Annotated in this window: 16 protein-coding genes; 9 read left to right on the top strand and 7 right to left on the bottom strand. The window is 60.4% G+C overall.

Features of this window, described 5'->3' with window-relative positions; genetic code table 11:
- Nucleotides 1-3: 3 nt before the first annotated feature.
- From ACPYOJ_RS06315 to ACPYOJ_RS06325, 3 genes are read right to left on the bottom strand one after another with little or no spacing between them, the layout of a single operon-like run.
- Nucleotides 4-330, bottom strand: a complete 327-nt coding sequence (locus tag ACPYOJ_RS06315; RefSeq protein WP_481415487.1) for a 4Fe-4S binding protein — start codon at nt 328-330, stop codon at nt 4-6.
- Nucleotides 327-1958 (bottom strand): FAD-dependent oxidoreductase, encoded by a 1632-nt coding sequence (locus tag ACPYOJ_RS06320; RefSeq protein ID WP_481415488.1) that lies wholly within the window; start codon nt 1956-1958, stop codon nt 327-329. The genes ACPYOJ_RS06315 and ACPYOJ_RS06320 overlap by 4 nt, the downstream gene beginning before the upstream one ends.
- A gap of 60 nt (nt 1959-2018) precedes the next feature.
- A complete protein-coding gene (locus ACPYOJ_RS06325; protein ID WP_481415489.1) occupies nt 2019-2606 on the bottom strand; it encodes a thioredoxin family protein in 588 nt (195 codons plus the stop codon).
- Nucleotides 2607-2940: 334 nt separating this feature from the next.
- On the opposite strand from ACPYOJ_RS06325, the gene ACPYOJ_RS06330 reads away from it, so the two are divergent.
- The 3 genes from ACPYOJ_RS06330 (at nt 2941) to ACPYOJ_RS06340 (ending at nt 5121) form a co-directional block, all read left to right on the top strand.
- Entirely contained in the window at nt 2941-3516 is a 576-nt protein-coding gene (locus ACPYOJ_RS06330) for an alpha-ketoglutarate-dependent dioxygenase AlkB (RefSeq protein WP_481415490.1), read from the top strand.
- Between the two features lie 84 nt (nt 3517-3600).
- Nucleotides 3601-4512 carry a hypothetical protein gene (locus ACPYOJ_RS06335; RefSeq protein ID WP_481415491.1) on the top strand — a complete coding sequence of 304 codons (912 nt, stop codon included), beginning with the start codon at nt 3601-3603 and terminating at the stop codon, nt 4510-4512.
- A gap of 141 nt (nt 4513-4653) precedes the next feature.
- Nucleotides 4654-5121 (top strand): hypothetical protein, encoded by a 468-nt coding sequence (locus tag ACPYOJ_RS06340; protein ID WP_481415492.1) that lies wholly within the window; start codon nt 4654-4656, stop codon nt 5119-5121.
- Nucleotides 5122-5409: 288 nt separating this feature from the next.
- On the opposite strand, the gene ACPYOJ_RS06345 is transcribed toward ACPYOJ_RS06340, so the two are convergent.
- The 3 genes from ACPYOJ_RS06345 to ACPYOJ_RS06355 are packed head-to-tail and all read right to left on the bottom strand — an operon-like array spanning nt 5410 to nt 8158.
- Nucleotides 5410-6345 (bottom strand): DUF2950 family protein, encoded by a 936-nt coding sequence (locus ACPYOJ_RS06345; RefSeq protein WP_481415493.1) that lies wholly within the window; start codon nt 6343-6345, stop codon nt 5410-5412.
- A gap of 33 nt (nt 6346-6378) precedes the next feature.
- Nucleotides 6379-7797: a DUF3300 domain-containing protein gene (locus tag ACPYOJ_RS06350; protein ID WP_481415494.1), complete on the bottom strand. Its 1419-nt coding sequence runs from the start codon at nt 7795-7797 to the stop codon at nt 6379-6381.
- A 46-nt stretch (nt 7798-7843) separates the two neighbouring features.
- On the bottom strand, nt 7844-8158 hold the full coding sequence (locus ACPYOJ_RS06355) for a hypothetical protein (protein ID WP_481415495.1): 315 nt from the start codon (nt 8156-8158) through the stop codon (nt 7844-7846).
- A 321-nt stretch (nt 8159-8479) separates the two neighbouring features.
- Between ACPYOJ_RS06355 and ACPYOJ_RS06360 the strand changes: the two genes are divergently transcribed.
- The 5 genes from ACPYOJ_RS06360 (at nt 8480) to ACPYOJ_RS06380 (ending at nt 13809) form a co-directional block, all read left to right on the top strand.
- A complete protein-coding gene (locus ACPYOJ_RS06360) occupies nt 8480-8821 on the top strand; it encodes a DUF3302 domain-containing protein (RefSeq protein ID WP_481415496.1) in 342 nt (113 codons plus the stop codon).
- Complete coding sequence (locus ACPYOJ_RS06365) at nt 8821-9978, top strand: HlyD family secretion protein (RefSeq protein WP_481415497.1); 1158 nt, start codon at nt 8821-8823, stop codon at nt 9976-9978. Before ACPYOJ_RS06360 ends, ACPYOJ_RS06365 begins: the two co-directional genes overlap by 1 nt.
- Nucleotides 9979-10064: 86 nt before the next feature.
- On the top strand, nt 10065-11753 hold the full coding sequence (locus tag ACPYOJ_RS06370) for a SulP family inorganic anion transporter (RefSeq protein ID WP_481415498.1): 1689 nt from the start codon (nt 10065-10067) through the stop codon (nt 11751-11753).
- 26 nt (nt 11754-11779) lie between these two features.
- Nucleotides 11780-12616, top strand: coding sequence for a polyphosphate kinase 2 (gene ppk2, locus ACPYOJ_RS06375; RefSeq protein ID WP_481415499.1), 837 nt, complete (start codon nt 11780-11782; stop codon nt 12614-12616).
- 38 nt (nt 12617-12654) lie between these two features.
- Complete coding sequence (locus ACPYOJ_RS06380) at nt 12655-13809, top strand: AI-2E family transporter (protein WP_481415500.1); 1155 nt, start codon at nt 12655-12657, stop codon at nt 13807-13809.
- Nucleotides 13810-13913: 104 nt separating this feature from the next.
- On the opposite strand, the gene ACPYOJ_RS06385 is transcribed toward ACPYOJ_RS06380, so the two are convergent.
- The gene (locus tag ACPYOJ_RS06385) at nt 13914-14099 is read right to left on the bottom strand and encodes a hypothetical protein (protein WP_481415501.1); all 186 of its coding nucleotides are present in this window, start codon (nt 14097-14099) and stop codon (nt 13914-13916) included.
- A gap of 583 nt (nt 14100-14682) precedes the next feature.
- Here ACPYOJ_RS06385 and ACPYOJ_RS06390 point away from each other — a divergent pair.
- A partial coding sequence (locus ACPYOJ_RS06390) for a response regulator (protein ID WP_481415502.1) occupies nt 14683-15038 on the top strand: 356 nt, incomplete at its 3' end.

A 15038-nucleotide genomic window follows, 5' to 3' on the forward strand; every position in this document is an offset into this window, starting at 1 on the left:
TCGTCACACCTGGGCGACACGGATGCGGTGGGTGGGATCGAATTCCGAGCCGCCGGGTTTGCCGCGCTTCCAGCCGAGCGCGCGTGAATAGCTGCCGAAAAGCCCGCGGCGTTCCACATCTTCTTCGCTGATCGCCACCGGACCATCGGCTTTTTCCGCGACGTACAATGCGTCCGTCGGGCAGTAGATCTCGCAGAGGAAACAGGTCTGGCAGTCGTCCTGGCGCGCAATCACCGGCACGCCGTCGGTGGCGTCGAAGACATTCGCCGGGCAGACCTTCAAGCAGATATCGCATTCGACGCAGCGACTTTCGGAGACGATCTCGATCATGATGCGCGTTCCTTCAGGCGTTCCGCTTCGCTGCCGATCGCCACGGTATCGACGCCCGTCAGCAGGATGCGGCGCGTGAATGTCGGATCGTTACCCTTGAAATCACTCCGGCGATGCATGCCGCGGCTTTCCTTGCGCGCGAGCGCCGCCGTCAGCGACCAGCGGCCGGACGCCGCAATGGCCGCCGCCTCGCGGGTCCTCAGCCGGTCGGCGCCTTCGGCCGAAAGGTGATTGCGAACGTCGATCCAGAGCGAATCCAGCGTCTCGTAGCTCGCCTTAAGACGGGAGCCGTCGCGGAAGTAGTTCTTCTCGAGAGGGATCACTTCGGCGCGGACGGCGTTGACGACGTCTTTTGCAGTTAGCGTCGCTTTCCCGGTGCCGCTCGCCCGCAAACCGGCCTCGCCGAGCGGCTTCGAAAGAGTCCGAAAGGCCTTCTCACCGCGGCGTTTGCTATGCGCCGAAGCGCCCTGGCCCGCCCACCAGCCGCTGGCGATGGCCCAGGAGGAATTGACCGCGCCGCCGCCCGAGACGGCGCCCGTCATATTCTCCCGGCTCGCGGCATCGCCTGCTACATAAAGGCCGGGCACACCGGTGCCGCAATCGGATGTCGCAACGTGGATGCCGCCGGTGCCGCGGACTGTGCCTTCGGCCTTGAAGGTGACGCGGAACATCTCCTTGAAGGGATCAATAGACGCACGGTCGTAAGGCACGAAGCAGTTCGGCTGGCCGCGGCGAAGCCAATCCTCGAGTGCGGGCTCTGCCTGATCGAGCACGGCATAGACCGGAGCCTCGATCATTGCTTTGGCGATTTCCTTCTCGCGTTCGCCGATGCCGTTCGAAAGATGATTGCCATCGCTGTCGAGGATCGTCGTTCCGTCCTCGCGATAAAAGGATGCCCAGCGGAAAGGCAGGCCCTTGTTGAGCGAGGAGCCGTGGGGAGCCAGCGTATACTTGCCGGTGAACTCCATGCCGGAGAGGCTGGCGCCGGCTTCGGCCGCCATCAGATAGCCGTCGCCTGTCAGAGCGGTCGCGCCGAGAATACGTTCGTGAAAAGCGCAGCCGCCGGTAGCGAGCACGACAGCGGCCGCATCGACGCGCCAATCGCGGTTCCTCTGCCGGTCGATTCCGGCAGCGCCCGTCACCGCTTCACCATCCGAATAGAGTTCGAGCGCAGGATGGTGATCGAGCACCGTGACGCCTGCCTTGAGGACGCGGCGGCGCATGAACGCCATGTAGTCGGGACCACGCAGGTTGGCGATGTAGAGTTTGCCGTCGTCATCGCTTGGAAAGGGATACCCCCATTCCGCGAGCTTCAGCAGATTTTCATAGGCCTGATCGACACAGCGCAGCATCCAGCGCTGGTCGCCAAGATTGCCGGTTCGCTGCCATCGGCGTTCGACGATCTGCTGGCGGTTCTCGCCGGGCGGCACGCACCATGTCCCCGTGTTCGACGGCGCCGTCGCTCCGGTGGTTCCGAGATAGCCCTTGTCTGCCAGGATCACACGCGCGCCGTTTTGCGCAGCGGCAAGGGCCGCCCAGGCGCCCGATGGGCCACCGCCTATGACCAGCACGTCTGCCTGGAGATGCAGAGGATCACTGCTGGCTAAATCTTTGCGCTTCAGCGACATCAAAAGTCTCACGATATTCCGGAAGGGGAGCGGCAGCCCGCGGCTGCCGCGAGGCCAAAATCAGGCGGCTTTGGAGAACCAGGAAGGTTCGTTGCCCGGCTGCCATTTGATGTTGCAGCCGATCGACGGCGTCTGTTCGGCCGACAGTTTCGCGCCAGCGATCACCGCATCGGCAGCCGCACGAAGGTCAGCGCCGGTTACGTCTTTGCCGTTGCCCGGACGCGCGTCGTCGAATTGGCCGTGATAGGCAAGGCGGCGATTGCCATCAAAGAGGAAGAAGTCCGGCGTGCACGCCGCGCCATAGGCCTTCGCGACAGCCTGGGACTCGTCCTTGAGATAGGGAAAGCCATAGCCGATCGTTTCGACTTCCTGCCCGATCCGCGCGAGGCTCTCCTCGGGATGGGCGGCGGAATCGTTGCTGTTGATCGCAACCACCCAGAGGCCTTTTGCTTCATATTCGCGGGCGAAAGCAGCGAGCTGCTCCCTAATCAAGATGACGAACGGGCAGCGGTTCGAGATGAATGCGACGAGCAACGCGGGCGTGCCGTCAAAATCTGAAAGCTTGTGCAGAGCGCCTTTGGCATCCGGAAGGATGAAGTCAGCCGCCTTGGTGCCGAGTTCAATGGGATTGGATAGTGTCTTTGGCATTCAGATCCTCCTTCAGGAAAGCGCCGCGCGTTTATGAATTCCATATTGTCTATAAAAATAGTAGTTTTAAACGAGGAAATTTCCTTATTTCGGCGGCGGCGCAAAAAAACGATACGCTGGCGGCGCTAAAAACAGGATGATCCTTGCCTGCAAGCCGTGGCCGGATTGTCCAAGCGGTACCTCTTGAAATCGAAAACGGCAGACATATCTAGGGTTCACTCCCGTATCGATGGCCTCCTGCCGGCGACTTGTCGCGGCGTTCGAAGCCGTCCGGGTTAGAAGAAGGGCGCTCCCCGACAGGGTCGAGCGCCCTTTCTTGTTTAAGGAAGTGGCTATGACCAATTCAATTCAAGGAGACCTGTTCGCTAGCGCACCGCCTGCCCTGCCGGACGGCTTCCGATACGCGCCCGATATCGTCCCGGAGGATCTTCAGTCGGAGTTGCTTCGTGAGATTCCGCAGTTGCCGCTGAAGCCCTTCGACTTCCATGGCTTCGAGGGCAAACGGCGCGTTTTGTCCTTTGGCTGGAAATATGACTTCGAGAGCCAGCGCGTGAGGCGCGCGGAGGAGATCCCGTCCTTCCTTCGGCCGGTGCGAGATGTCGCGGCGGCCTTCGCGGGCATTGAACCCGACCGGTTGCAGCAGGCTCTTGTCAGCGAATATGCGCCGGGCGCGCCGATCGGCTGGCATAAGGACAAGCACGTGTTCGGCAGGGTTGTCGGTATCTCGCTTCTTTCGCCGTGTACCTTCAGGCTGAGACTCCAGAGAGGCGGCAAATGGCAACGCGCTTCCATAGTCGCCGAACCCGGCTCCGCTTATCTATTGTCGGGCGCGGCCCGGACGGAATGGGAGCATTCCATTCCACCGGTCGAACAGCTTCGCTATTCTGTTACGTTCCGCGAGCTTCTCTGAGGTTGTCGGTAAAGACAGATTGGCGGATCCGATGAACCGTAATCTGCGGTGGAACGTTCTTTCGTAGACGGCATTCGCAACACCATGAGCACGAAGAGCGAAGACGGGCAGGATATTGAGGGTGGCGGCCGGTCCGGCGCGACGGCGGCATTTCCCTATGACCGCATGACCGTCGAGCGGTTTCGCAAGACCTTTCCGCGCGCGCGTTGGAATGACGATCTTAAGGCCTGGTTCGTCCCGGGAAAGACTGCCGAGCAACGCATCGATCGCTGGCTGGAACAGGAGGCCGCCGCCTCGGACGCCTACGCGGATCTCAAGGGCCGCGACGCCTATGCTTTCGATCCTATCATCTCGTATTATCTCATCCTGTATGACGATCGTCTGGAGGTGAGGACACCTTATTCTCGAACAGTCGTTGATGAGATGCGCCAAGTGCCGTTTGCTTCGTGGGATCCGGACCGGAGGATCTGGACGGTTCCTTATCGGTCTTACGAGGCGCTACGCGGCCACTGGGATCATATCGAGGCCGCTGCTAGGCGCAACGAGCCTGAGGAGCGCAAAAGGCGGCAGGCGGAACGACGCGGAACGGACAAGGAAAGAGCCTCGCGTCTCCGCGCAGGCGAACGGCGCCGCCGGCGCTACCCGTTGGTGCCCGACGACCCTCCACCCCTCGGCCGCCCGGTGATGACGCCGACCTATGGCATCGTCATCTTTACCGGCATCGGCGGGGAACTGGTCGATCCGGAAATCCTTCGTTCCTTCTACGCCGACATTCCTGCAGACGATACGTACATTTGGGGACGCTGGCGTCCCGCAACACTGGAGGAACTCGTCAGAACATGGCCATCGCGGCCCGGCACGGCCCAAGAAACCGCTGGTGCCATTTGGTGGCAGCCCACGATCGACCAACTGCGCACGGCGCGGAAAACGGCTCGTTCGTTAGAGCGGCGGCGGCATAGGGCTTCTCAGGCACTACCCCATCATCTGGAAGCCTGATCGGCACAACGCGTCGGTTTCCGCTAACCGCCAAAAAACGCCAAACGTAACCTACCGTATGCTACCTCCAGGGACGCGTATTTTACTGCCTTAGCGTCTTCAATCGCCCTATCATCTCCTCAAATTTTGGAGGCTATGGCGATGACATCAACGGAGACGTCCAAATCCCATCCAATGACCAGCGCGGAAGAACTGCGCAAACGGGCCCTTGAGCTTCAGCTTAAGGAGATGGAGCGCGACGAAAAGATAAAGGCGCGCGAGGCAAAGAAGCACGCCGAGTTCGTGGATGATTTTTTCCGCAAGCATATCGATGAAACCGAGCGCGCCGTCATCAAGCGGCTGGTCATGAAAGCGGCCACCGACGGAAAGTACGAAGCCCTGATCTATAGTTTCCCTTCGAGCTTCTGCACCGATAGCGGCCGTGCTATCAACAATAACCTTCCCGGCTGGCAGCAGACGCTCCAGGGGAAGGCCAAGGAACTGCATGAGCTTTTCGAGCAGATCGCCAAGCCCCAGGGCTACGGGCTGAAGGCAGCGATCATCAACTTTCCGGACGGCATGCCGGGCGACGTCGGCTTGTTCCTGACGTGGGAGCCGCCCATCGAGTGATCGTTCCCGCTTTGGTATCGGCGGAGAAATTGCGCGAAAGTCTTTGGTCTGCAACGGTAGCTGGCGCAATGGCGCCGGCTGACCGATGTCTTGCAGTAAGGCTACCCTATACAAACATGATCAGAATTCCGTGCACGCCCGTCGATTGATGGACGATCTGCATGAAATGACGAGCGAAGAGATCCCCGCCCTGCCCCGACGGCGTGGGCGAACGCTGGCGGGCGGCGGTACTCCAATCGCGCGAAGGCGGGCGCTCTCCGCCGTCGCGCACGACATCGCCGGTCCGCGCTAGTCGCGAACGACAGTCCAGTTGGAATCGGGATTGAAGTCCTTGATCGCCGCGGCCCGCTCTTCCGTCTGCGGCCCCAGGTCGCGTTGGTAGACGACGCTCACTCCGTTGATGATGAATGTCTGCACGCCGGTCACCCGATATTTGACCGGCCAGGCGAGCAGCGCAAAGCCGCCAGTCATGTGGCCGTTGACGATATAGCTTTGCTTGCCGCCGAGCACATTGTCTCCCTGCCCCGTCAGGATGCGATAGCGATATCCAAAGTAGCCCTCACCGCGCTTGGCTTTGTCGAAGGCGGCCGTTTCAACCATAGCGCCTGCCGGGCTTTCTTCACCATACACACTTGGATCCCAGTACAGACCGTCCACCTTGCCGGGACTGCTGATCAGCCTTTGGGCATATTCGTAAATGCCGTCCCCATCCCGATCCTCGGACGCATATTCGCGCTGGGCCGCGACATAGTCGTGCATGGTCTGGATCGTCGAGAGTTCATTCTCGCCGATGCGACGGTTGACGATTTCCTGCAGCCCAACCTCGGTATCGAACGCCCACTTGCCATTCTTGTCCTTCGACAGCGGGAATGGCAACGGCCAGAGGACATCTCCCACTTGAACGATCTGGCGATCTCCTACAGCCTGAAGGCGCAACTGCCGTGCCGCGCCCTGGCGGATGAGGCCATAGCTTGCCATGGCCTCGTTGCTGGACCGCAGCTTGGCGGCATCCAGGCCGAGGAGCTTTGCCAAACCGTCGAGATCATCGTCGCTCAGCACGGTCTTGAACCGCTGAAGCGCCGCCGATGGATCGTCGAATGATGGCGGGGTTCCGGCCGCGAACTCCGAAAGGTCCGTCTGCATCTGGGCCGTGGACGGAGCTTCGAAAGCCAGGGACAGCGCCGTACCGAGCAGCAGCGGGATCAATCTCAACCGTAGTGTCATGGTTTGTCTCCGGTCATCTGAAAAGCTTGGAACCTAACGCCGGCCGCCGCCGCGCCCACCGCCGCCGCGTCCACCGCCGCGACCGCCGCCGCCGTGCGGCCTCGGAGGCGGGCGACTGGCAGCGCGAGACCCACCGCGATGCCCGCCTCCCATGCTCTGCCCTCCTCGCTTGGAAGCAACCGCTTCGCGGCGGCCGGACTGCATGTTGCCGAGGGCGCTTGACTGGCGTGGCCGATTGTCGGCTCGCGCTGCCATCTTCGGCGCGCTGGGCTTCTTGTTTGCTTTCGCCGCCGGCTTTGATGGACGGTTCGCCACGTTAGCCTGACGATTGCCCGCATTGCCTGGACGGGCTTCCGGCCGAGAAGCGCCCGGTCGATTGGCGGCGAGATTTCCCGCCGATCCCGGATTTGCCTTCAAGCCTTGGACCGTGCCCTTGCGGATGTCGTCGGCACGGTCGCTGATGTCCCTAGTGCCCGGCCCGATGTTGCCTTGGCGGTTGCTGACCTTGTTCTTGATCTGGTTGCGGTTGTCGGACTGGAGGCTGGACTTGATCGCTGAACGATCGAGATTGGCAAGCTGATCCTTTCCGATATTTAGCTTACTCCGGTCGACCTTGGTCCAGTCGATGTCGTTCCACTTGACCTTGCCGTTGAAGTTCCGGTCGTTGAAGCAGTTGTTGCAGTCGACGTCGATGTCGCCGCCCCAATCACCACCCCATACGCCCCAATCGTCCCAGTTGACGATGGCGCCCCATGCGATCCCGGTGATCGCACCGGCGAAGAATGCGGCGCCCGGATAATAGTAGCTGTCGTAGGAATCGGGATAATAGGAGATCGGCGCAGCTGCGTAGCCCGGTTCATAGAACATTTCGGGTGGATATTGCGGGATGTAGACCTTCTCCGGATTGGTCGGCCGTATGACGATGTTTTCATTCTCCGTCACCACGGTGATCTTGTCGTCGGTCTTGATGACGTCCTTCGCCACCGCCTCGTCGCGAAGCTGCTGAATGGCGATCAGCACGTCCTTCTGCTGATTGGTAAGTGCATCAGCAAGCGATTGCGTCCAATCGAGATCCTCGCTCATCATCTTGATGATGTCCGGATAGTTCAGAAGCGAGATGACGCTTCCGTCCCAATCGTCCTTCGGCTTGAGGTTGGCGTCCTTCTTTTTGGCCTCAAGGAAGCGGGCAGCCTCCACGACCTGCAAGGGAAACAGCGACGCCGCAGAGATCGCGGCGACAAGTTCATCCGGATAAAGCGCGATGCGCGCCACAAGGACCTCGAGATCATCCTCGGAAAGCAGTTCGGTTTCCGCCTTAGCCTCGACAGCCTGAGCGGGCGCGGGGTTTGGCGTGGGTGTTGGCGTCTGCGAATACGCCAGCGGGCCGGGATGCAACGATATGATTGCGAGGGCTGATAGTCCGCCGAGCAGCCTGCGGGAAATTGCTTTCATCGCGCATCGATCTCCTTTGAATCAAACAGTTGCAATGATGCGTGCCTCACGGAGATCTCGGCCTGGTGTCCGAGGGCCTCCTGAGCATTACGATTTTCGACTGGGCGAGTGCCTCGCCCATTTCTTTCAAAAGGGCATCGACTAGAGCGGCGTATTCTTGCCGCCGCGCTTCCCGCAGGTTGTCCGGCAGGCCTTCGACATGCGCCAAGGCCTCCGCTGCGGCGACCAGATCCTCACACATGCTGCGAAATGCCTCATTCACATAAAAAAGTCGCTGCACCAGCCTCTTTTGGTCAGGAAAATGCGCCTCGGCCGTCTCGAGAACGGACAAATGGGTCGAGTTGCTTTCTCCCGAAGTCATGCCCGCCTCCGCAATCGAAACGCGTTAAGCAGATTGTCACAGTATATAACGCCTGCTGAGGGCAGAGGCGTAACTTACGCGATCCTACGGTTGGTCGGCTTCCCGGGCGCGTAAAGCCGGTTCGGTCGTGCGCTGAACAAATTCGCCGCCTCAAGCGATCGGCCGCGACGGCCATTCACGGTCACTCTTCAGCACCGAACCGTCTTCATCGAAGCGATAGAGGTTACGCGATGCTACGGGCGTTTGCGCCAAAGCGGGTCTACTATTGCAGGGTCGATAGCGCCGAACGGCTCGGCTGGACCAAGCCGAAAAGGAGGGGCCGTGTTTCTCGACTATTTTGCCTTGGGCGTGCTGGTTTTCGTCGTCGTCACCCTGTTCTACGCGGTGATCGCGATCCACGACATTCCGCATCTGATAGCCAAGGCTCGAAATCATCCTCATCAGGACGCGATACACGTTGCGGGATGGGTCAGCCTTTTCACGCTCCACGTCATTTGGCCCTTCCTTTTCATCTGGGCCACGCTCTACCGGGAAGATCGCGGCTGGGGCATTCGCCCGGATGGAAAGCTCTCGGCGGAGGCCGAAGCGAACGCGGAGATTGCCCGTCTACATGCGCGGATAGCAGAGCTTGAGGCGAAAACGCCGGAGAGGGAGAACGCCTGATGGAACTGCTCCTCATGCTCACCTACGCCGCGATCTGCTGGACAATCTTCAAGTTATTTCGGATTCCAGTGAACCAGTGGTCGCTCGCGACTGCCGTCCTTGGCGGAATATTCATCATCTCCGCGCTTATTCTTCTGATGAGCTACAACCATCCTTATTCGAGCGATGGGCGCATCTACTTCACGTCCGCTCCTGTCATCCCGGTGGTCGGGGGGCAGGTTATCGATGTCCCGGTCTCGCCGAACGTTCCGCTGAAGAAGGGCGATGTTCTCTTCCGCATTGATCCGCGACCCTATCAATATACGGTGGACCAGACAAAAGCCTCTCTTGCGGAGGCCGAGCAAACGGTTCGACAATTGAAGGCCGCGCTCGACGCCGCCAACGCAGCGGTCACGGGTGCGGAAGCCTCGCGGGATCGGTCGCTGCAGGCGTTCGAGAAATTCCAGGCATCGAATGAAAATGCAAAGTCGAGCGGCAGGGGCGCCGTCTATTCCGAGCTCGAAGTCGAGAACCGGCGCGGCATCTATCTCACCTCGGAGGCTGCGGTTGATACTGCACGCGCACAGGCGGCGCAGGCAAGGCTCGCCTATGAATCCGAGATCAATGGCACGAACCCCACGGTGGCGAGGTTGCAGGCCCAGTTGCGCAATGCCGAATATGACCTCGACCAGACAACGATCCGGGCGCCAAGTGATGGCTATGTGACGCAGGTCTTTCTCCGGCCGGGCATGATGGCGAACCCGCTTCCCCTGAGGCCGGTGATGGTCTTCATCGATAGTCAGGATCGCATGCTGGCGGCGGCGTTCATCCAGAACTCGCTGCAGCGTGTCCGCGTCGGTGACGAAGCAGAAGTGGCTTTCAAAGCGGTGCCCGGCAAGATTTTCAAAGCACGGGTTCAGGAAGTCATCGACGTGATGGCCCAAGGCCAGTTACAGCCGAGCGGCGCACTGATCGACCCGCAATCGCCCGAGCGAGTTTCGCCCGGCCAGACGCTGGCGCGCATCGAACTGCTCGAAGACACCCGCGACTACCAACTACCAGGCGGTGTCGTCGCGGAGGTCGCTGTCTATACCGACCACTGGCACCACGTCGCAATTCTCCGGAAGGTGCTGCTGCGTATGAGCAGTTGGATGAACTTCGTGTTTCTCGAACACTAATATGAGACGCCGGCCTCTTCGACCGTCGGCGATGCAGGCGCGACGGCGGGAAAGAGGAGCCAACGACAAACGATAAGGAGCGAGCGGTGATAGGCAGTCTTCCGTTGTTGCGGGGGTTGGCCGGTTTCAATCGAGATTGGCTCCGCAGCGATATTCCGGCCGGGCTGTCGATCGCCGCGGTGGGCCTGCCGAGCGCTATCGCCTATCCCGCGATCGCCGGTCTGCCGCCGGAAACCGGCATCTACGCAAGCATCGTTGCTCCGATCGCCTACGCGATCTTCGGTCCTTCCCGGCTCCTGATCGTCGGCCCCGACGCCGCAACCATGACCGTGCTTGCGGCCGCGATGGCCGCCATCATCGCAGCCGAGCCCGCGGCCGCCAGCGTCGATCGGGTTGCCATCGCCTCGGCCCTCGCCCTCGGCGTCGGTGTCTTCTGCATTGCTGCGAAACTGCTGAGGCTCGGCGTCCTGGCAAGCTTTCTATCCCGTCCCATCCTTGTTGGGTTCTTCGCAGGCGTGTCGCTCTCCATTCTGGTCGGGCAGATCGGCCGCTTCACCGGGGTGAAAATCGAGTCGGATGGGCTGATCCCGCCGCTCGTCGAGACCCTTGGAAAGAGCGCATCCATTCACTGGCCGTCGCTCCTGTTCGGCCTGTCGATGTTTGCGCTGCTCTGGATCGTCAAGGCGTTCAACCTCAAGGTTCCAGGCCCCGTTCTCGTGGTGGTCATTTCCGTCATTCTCTCTGCGCTCTTCAACTTCCGGGGCCACGGCATCGCCGTCGTCGGCGACATTCCGATTGGGCTGCCGACGCTCTCCCTGCCGGCATTTTACGCGATGCCGTTCGACAAGATCGTGCTTGGTTCGGCTGCGATCTTTCTCGTGAGCTTCGGCGCTGGCATCGTAACCGCGCGAAGCTTTGGATCGCGGACCGGCGAAGAGGTTGATGCCAATCAGGAGCTGATCGGCCTTGGCGCTGCCAACATTGCACCCGGCCTGTTCGGCTCGTTTCCCATCAGCATGTCGGATTCGAGAACGGCTATAAACTTGTCGACCGGCGGCGTTTCACAAGCCGCAGGTCTGGTTTCGGCCGCCACGCTGATTGCAGCACTTGTTTTCCTGCATAGCGCACTGCGGATACTTCCGATTCCTGCACTTGCGGCGATCCTTGCATCGGCAGCCATCAGCCTCATCGATGTCCATGAGCTGCGTAAGATCTGGCGGATCAGCCGCATGGAATTCGTCTTCGCGCTGATCGCCATGTGGGGCGCAATCAGCTTCGGCGTTCTCAACGGCGTGATCGTCGCCGTTGCCGCAACCCTCGTCTACCTCCTTCGCAAGACAATGTTTCCGCGCGATGGGCTGCTCGGCCACATCGAAGGACGGCACGGTTTCTTCGACCTTGCCCGCTTTCCGGACGCTCGCCCCGTCCAGGATGCGGCCGTCTTCGCGATCCAGGGGAGCGTCCTGTTCTACAACGCCGATTATGTGCGCATGCGGCTGATGCAGGTTGTGAACGAGCTGGCCCCCGAAACCAAATGCTTCGTGCTGGATGCCAGCGCCATCACACATATCGATAGCACGGGCGCGGCCGCACTCGATGCTGTGACCGAGATCCTTGCGAAGCGGGGCATCGTCTTCGCAATTGCCGACCTCAGCGAGGAAGGCCGGGGCATCCTCGAGCGCGCCGGCATCATCAAGGCCATCGGCGCTCACAACCTTTTCAATGGCAGAGAAGAAGCGCTGCGGACGCTCATAGGCAATTCCGCAGGGCAGTGAGCTTGGGCGACATAATGGAGGGAATGATGGACGAAGTATACGATGCGAAGCATGACATGCCGACGGAACGCAAGGGCAAGCAGAAGAAGGCGAAATCGTGGGATTACAACAAAGAGATCAAGCGGCTGCAGATCGAACTGGCGCATCTGCAGGCGTGGATAAAGAAATCGGGCGCCCGGATCGTCATCATCTTCGAAGGACGTGACGCCGCCGGCAAAGGTGGCATGATCAAGCGGATAACGGAGAAGGTCAGTCCACGCGTCTTCCGTGTCGTCGCGTTGCCCGCTCCCACCGATCGCGAGAAAACCCAAATCTATATGCAGCGCTATATTGCGCACTTGCCCGCGGCCGGCGAGATCGTGATCTTCGATCGCAGCTGGTACAATCGTGCGGGCGTTGACCGCGTGATGGGCTTCGCCAGCGAGAAGAAAGCCCAGCGCTTCCTTGAACTGGCACCCCGCTTCGAGGCCGCAATCGTCGAAAGCGGCGTCATTCTGCTGAAGTATTTCCTGACCGTCAGCGAGGAAGAGCAGGAACGCCGCTTCAAGCGCCGCATCGATGATCCGGTCAGGCAGTGGAAACTCAGCCCGATGGACGTCGAGTCCTACCAGCGCTGGTGGGACTATACACGGGCCTATGACGAGATGCTGCGGATGACCGACAGCAACCACGCGCCATGGTGGATCGTGCCCTCCGACGACAAGGAGCGCGCCAGGATCAACTGCATCTCGCACATCCTGCAATCGATCCCTTATGAGCGCGTAAAGTTCCGGGCACCCGATCTCGGGAAGCGCCAGAAGCGCCCGTCGGACTACATCGACGACCAGAGCATCAGACACGTCGTGCCCGAGGTGACACCATAGAAGGGCTCGATCGTGAATGCGGAGGACGGGATGCGACAATGGAGCAGGCAAACGAGAGGGCAACGCAAAGAACCGATGCCGGACAGATTTCCATAGAGGCAAGAGTAAGCGACCTTGTCAAACTTGGGATCATCGGCCTGTTCGCCTATTGGACCCTGCTTCTCATCGCCCCTTTCGCGCTGATCGTCGTTTGGTCGGCCATCCTTGCAGTGGCGCTCTTTCCGATGTTCGAGGCGCTTTCGAGACTTCTCGGAAACCGGCCAGTCATCGCCGCTACCATTGTGGTCGTGGCCTGCCTTGTGTTGATCATCGCGCCATTGGCGCTTGTCGTTACCAGTTTCGCCGATGCGATCCAGGCGCTTGTCGGTAAGCTGAAGGCAGACAACTTCACCTTGCCACCCGCGCCGGAGACCATACGCGACTGGCCTGTTATCGGGGAGCGCGTTCATGCTGCCTGGGACCAGGTAGCAAGCAATCTCGCTTCGACCATCATCAAGTTTCAAGCGCCGATTCTTGAAGTCATGGGCGTCGTTGTTGCAAAACTTGCATCGATCGGCGGCGGCGTATTGAGCTTCATCGTCTCGATCATTCTCTCGGGCGTCTTTCTCACCATGTCGGGACGACTGGCTGCGGCGATCCAGGTGCTGGCACACCGGATTGCCGGCGATAAGGGCGTTGGCTTTGCGCGTTTGGCCGGAACGACAGTGCGGAGTGTCTCGCGGGGCGTCATCGGCGTCGCTTTCCTGCAGACACTGCTGTGCGGGCTGTGCTTTGCCGTCTTCGGCATCCCGGCGCGCGGGGCACTGACTTTCCTGGTATTCGTCCTCTGTGTGATGCAGCTCGGGCCTGGACTCGTGCTGCTTCCGGCGATCGTTTGGGCGTGGTTCTCCTGGCCGGCTTCGATCGCATTGGTCTTTACCGTCGTGGCGGTTCCCATCATGGTCGTGGACAACGTCTTGAAACCGGTCTTGATGGCGCGAGGCCTCGCGACCCCAATGCTGGTTATCCTGATTGGCGTGATTGGCGGCACCCTGTCATACGGTCTGCTGGGTCTGTTCCTGGGGCCGATCGTTCTCAGCGTCTTCTACGAATTGCTGCGCGCCTGGGCTTGGCCGTCCGAGGTATCAACAGGACCGAGGGATGCTGCGGAGATAGCGGCCGACAGCAAGCTGGAAAGCCTGAAGATTGATTGAATTTTGTCCAACGCCCCGTCGGCGACTAACCGCGCGTCTGTTTACCCCAAAGCTTCCCGGCTCGTACAATAGATCAAAACCTCCTGCTCAATTTCGCGGCAAAGCTACTCATACTCCCTGATAAGGTTCTCTTCCTTCGGGCTCTGCTTTCGAAACCGGTCCAGCGCGTCGCCAGCAAGGTCATACGCTTCAAGCATCTCGCCCAGCGTCTCGCTGACCATCCCGGCTAGAAGATGACGGATATCAGGAAGCCGCAACATCAGCTTTCGCCGCCCGCGCTCTTGGCTCATTCAGTCAGCTCCGCATTCAACGCACTCTTGCAAGTAACATCAAACCGCTGACAAGCGGGATCGTTCCAGGCCTATCGCAACGATGCGTTGATCATGGCGAAGGGCCGACCGGATAGGGAAAGGTCAAGCCAGGAGAGCAACTCGTGCTGGCCATCGGGACGCGATGTTGGGTTGACGATGCCATCTCCGATAGAGGTTACGTGATATTACGCCGACCATCCGGCCGAAGATGATAATGTCGCGTCACAGTCAGAAGACAGCGTCATAGTCGGAGAAACGAAACAGGCGCACGAGGGCCGAACAGCAAGCCATTGCCCGCACTGTCCGGTTACTCGCAAGGTTGCGCGCGCCTTGTGATGAACGATCGCACGCACCGGCCATGGAGAAGGTTTCAATCTTTCTCGTTGTCGCCTGCGTTGCCGGAGAGCTCAACTGATGGCGAACGACCTTACAGTCCATCTCGTCGATGACGCGGAGCCGTTTAGACGATCCCTGACGTTCCTGCTGGTCTCCGCAGGATTTGCCGTCCGCACGCATGACTCGGCAAAGGCGTTTCTGGATGGTGCTTCGATGTCGGAATTCGATGTCGGAAGGAGGCTGCCTCGTCACCGACCTCAGGATGCCGCAGCTCGACGCCATGGAGCTGTTGAAGCACCTGCGGCGCTTCAACGCGGACATTCCGGCAATCGTCATCACCGGCCACGGCGATGTCACGACGGCTGTTCAGGCGATGAAGGCCGGGGCGGCGGATTGCCTGGAGGAGCCTTTTGCAGACGCGGTGCTGATCGCGGCCATCAACCGGGCGACGGCCCTGAAGAGAGCCTTCTGCGGGGCCTCCGGCACCGACACTATCGCATCTCGACTTTGCCAGCTGACGGAGCGCGAACACCAGGTCCTGGCCGGCGTGCTCGACGGCCTGCAGAACAAGATGATCGCCTT

The organism is Rhizobium sp. SVR5-9E (genome assembly GCF_056755095.1).

What these genes read in the sequence shown, in the direction of transcription:
- ACPYOJ_RS06315 (WP_481415487.1), bottom strand. Translation starts at nt 330, where the DNA reads ATGATCGAGATCGTCTCCGAAAGTCGCTGCGTCGAATGCGATATCTGC.
- ACPYOJ_RS06320 (WP_481415488.1), bottom strand. Translation starts at nt 1,958, where the DNA reads ATGTCGCTGAAGCGCAAAGATTTAGCCAGCAGTGATCCTCTGCATCTC.
- ACPYOJ_RS06325 (WP_481415489.1), bottom strand. Translation starts at nt 2,606, where the DNA reads ATGCCAAAGACACTATCCAATCCCATTGAACTCGGCACCAAGGCGGCT.
- ACPYOJ_RS06330 (WP_481415490.1), top strand. Translation starts at nt 2,941, where the DNA reads ATGACCAATTCAATTCAAGGAGACCTGTTCGCTAGCGCACCGCCTGCC.
- ACPYOJ_RS06335 (WP_481415491.1), top strand. Translation starts at nt 3,601, where the DNA reads ATGAGCACGAAGAGCGAAGACGGGCAGGATATTGAGGGTGGCGGCCGG.
- ACPYOJ_RS06340 (WP_481415492.1), top strand. Translation starts at nt 4,654, where the DNA reads ATGACATCAACGGAGACGTCCAAATCCCATCCAATGACCAGCGCGGAA.
- ACPYOJ_RS06345 (WP_481415493.1), bottom strand. Translation starts at nt 6,345, where the DNA reads ATGACACTACGGTTGAGATTGATCCCGCTGCTGCTCGGTACGGCGCTG.
- ACPYOJ_RS06350 (WP_481415494.1), bottom strand. Translation starts at nt 7,797, where the DNA reads ATGAAAGCAATTTCCCGCAGGCTGCTCGGCGGACTATCAGCCCTCGCA.
- ACPYOJ_RS06355 (WP_481415495.1), bottom strand. Translation starts at nt 8,158, where the DNA reads ATGACTTCGGGAGAAAGCAACTCGACCCATTTGTCCGTTCTCGAGACG.
- ACPYOJ_RS06365 (WP_481415497.1), top strand. Translation starts at nt 8,821, where the DNA reads ATGGAACTGCTCCTCATGCTCACCTACGCCGCGATCTGCTGGACAATC.
- ppk2 (WP_481415499.1), top strand. Translation starts at nt 11,780, where the DNA reads ATGGACGAAGTATACGATGCGAAGCATGACATGCCGACGGAACGCAAG.
- ACPYOJ_RS06380 (WP_481415500.1), top strand. Translation starts at nt 12,655, where the DNA reads ATGGAGCAGGCAAACGAGAGGGCAACGCAAAGAACCGATGCCGGACAG.
- ACPYOJ_RS06385 (WP_481415501.1), bottom strand. Translation starts at nt 14,099, where the DNA reads ATGAGCCAAGAGCGCGGGCGGCGAAAGCTGATGTTGCGGCTTCCTGAT.